Origin of the sequence: Streptomyces sp. NPDC005820, assembly GCF_040630255.1 — a bacterium.
Classification (GTDB): domain Bacteria; phylum Actinomycetota; class Actinomycetes; order Streptomycetales; family Streptomycetaceae; genus Streptomyces.
Map to the genome: position 1 here is coordinate 1 of NZ_JBEXXE010000122.1, position 1858 is coordinate 1858.

The following is a 1858-nucleotide window of genomic DNA, read 5'->3' on the forward strand; positions in this document are numbered from 1 at the left end:
CTGAGGGCTTCGGCATGGGCGGCGGCCAGCTCGTCGTAACTGCGCTGGTCGGATGGGGTGATGAGGATCAGTCGGCCGTCGGTGGCGATGCGCCATTCGGCGGCAGGGCGGCCCGTGACCGGGTCGACGACGCGTCCGTCCTGGGTGTGCCATGTCGCCGGGATCTCGTCGGGGCGAGGCGCTGGGACCAGGACCTGACGGCCGTCGTGGACGAGCACCACAGCCCTGCTGCGGTGCTCCGTAAACCGGGCCAGTGCCTCCTGGTAGGCCGCACGCTCCGCCTTGTGTAGGGCCTTGCGCCGGGCCGCGATGCCCCAGGTGTCGTGTTGCTCGGCGATCTTGTCCCAGCCCTGAGCCGGCTCCGCGGCGAGGCCGGTGTCCACGTCGGGGAGGCTGATCCCGAAGCCTTCGAGTGCACGTGGCGCGAGGGCCCAGGTCTGTCCGGTGTGCTGGACGAGGCCGTGGTCGGCGAGGCGGTTCAGCGTCCGGTAGGTGGTGGCGCGGGAGACCGAGGACGTACCGACGAGCTCGCCGGCCGTCTGATCCTGGCGTACGTGCAGTGCGCTGATGATCAGGAGAGCGGCGCTGCCGAGGCCGTGGTGGGCGAAGGCGTCGTGGCCCATCAGACGTGCGAGGACGGTGGAGTCGATGTCGGCCGTCGTGGCCGTCTCAGGGGCGGTCCACTCCTCAAGCGCCGGGTCGGGGGGGTACTGAGTGGTCCGGAAACGCGACAGCAGAGCCGGGCCGCTGTGACCGGGGGTGCTGCCGTCGCCCAGGTACCACGTCGAGCTCTCCCGGCCATGGCCCACGCGCAGGCGGCGAAGCCAGCCTCCCGGCTTCAGGACCGTCTCGTAGACGGCTCGCAGTGTCGTGCGGGAGATCCCGGCTTCCTCCGCGGTCTGGCGTTCACTGGCGTGGTGCAGGAGTCCGCCGCCGATCTCGGCGAAGTTCAGGTGCGCCCGCAGCACCCGCAGCGCGGTCCGTCCCCGCTCCCCGCGCCAGGGCGTGGTCTCGATGCGGTCCCGCAGCGCGGCGAGTACCTCGTACGCGTCATGACGGGATCCCAGCGGCAAGGTGGTGCTGACGGCGGTCGAGGCGCTGGTCCAGACCCGGCGGAGGTAGTCCAGGGCGCGCGCCTGCCCGGAGCGCAGCGCGATGTGCCGGGTGTGCCGTCCGCCTTCGTGGTCGGGGTGCAGCAGCAGCTGCGTGAGCTGGTCGATGGTGCCGCCTGCGCGGGCGACGTGGCAGGCGATGGCCGCGGTGATCCGGTGTCCGTGCTCGGCCGCGCCCTGGCGGTCCCCGCGCAGATTCACCGTCCGCCCGTCGGAGGCGAGTCGGCTGTAACTGCCGGTGGCGTAGCGGCCGGTGAGGTCTCCGAGCAGAATGAGATCGGTCGCGGCCGACGGCAGTTGTGCGTGGCCCAGACCGCCGTGGAATTGGGCCGAGCGTCGTTGAGAGGGGGCGTGATGGGTGCTGTCTGGCACGGTGGGGTCGTCTCGCAAAGACGTGGACGCCACCCAGGCCCGCTAAAACCACGGGCAGCGTCCGGAACCGACCTCCATCGGCGCCGGCAAGATCCCCAGGATGGCCGTCCTGGAGGCCCTAGTAAGCCCGGTCCCGAGCGGAGGCAGGCGTCCCCATCGCAGCTCGACCGAGGTCGATACAGAGCCCCGCCAGAGTCGCCCACCCGTGATCCGCACCGGTCAACTCAGGTCCCTCAAAGGCCAGTTTCAGGGGCTGATGCCTCTGACTGCCTCCGAGCTACCCGGGTCGAACCGGGGTCGAATCAGAGCGGTTTCCTCTGACTGCCTCCGAACGCCTCTGCAACCCGTCCTAGCAGGTCACAGCCTCATCGCCT

The 1858-nt window shown here is 70.6% G+C and carries 1 protein-coding gene; it reads right to left on the reverse strand.

The genetic code is table 11. The features are described from left to right. Positions 1–1484: MarR family winged helix-turn-helix transcriptional regulator (locus tag ABZ464_RS51975; RefSeq protein ID WP_359290041.1), on the reverse strand; the 1484-nt coding region annotated here is incomplete at its 3' end. Between the last annotated feature and the right edge of the window lie 374 nt (positions 1485–1858).